The organism is Parendozoicomonas verongulae (assembly GCF_009711465.1).
GTDB classification, from domain to species: Bacteria; Pseudomonadota; Gammaproteobacteria; order Pseudomonadales; family Endozoicomonadaceae; genus Sansalvadorimonas; species Sansalvadorimonas verongulae.
This window is the reverse complement of sequence record NZ_SMME01000467.1, coordinates 1-525: the sequence shown is the minus strand read 5'-3', so window position 1 is coordinate 525 and position 525 is coordinate 1.

Sequence of the window (525 nt, the reverse complement as noted above, 5' to 3'; positions counted from 1 at the left end):
CAACGAATTCACCTGTTATTATCACGTCATTTGTCGCTGGCGGAGAATAAACTTTGCGAGGAGTTACGGAGCAGGTAGAGCTCCCAGCTATCAGCCCAAGGATTTCATTGTCCTGCCGTGGCAGCCTGATTCTGGATAGACTCCCCCTCCCCTGGCAGACCAGGTTATCTTCTGGACCCAATACACAGAATGTGTCGTTCAAAGGCTGAACAACGAGTGATGACGTGCGGATACGGCCTGTTGAGATGATATCTGCCCCCCCTTCACCTGATGGCACAATAAGTGTACAGCTACTCACCGGTTTATCTGTACTCGCATCAACAACAGCGGGAGCAACGGTCAGGATAAGCCAAAGATATGAGGCATTTGCTAGCATTTGCAACGGGCATAACCTCTGATTCAACCAAAGCACGAAAGGCTAGCCGGTGAATCGTGTATCACACAATTTCCATGGCATGAGCAGTTGAAGCCGTAGCCGTTCTTTTTAAATCCCGGCTTATTTCCTTTTGACCCGCTTCTCCTTGC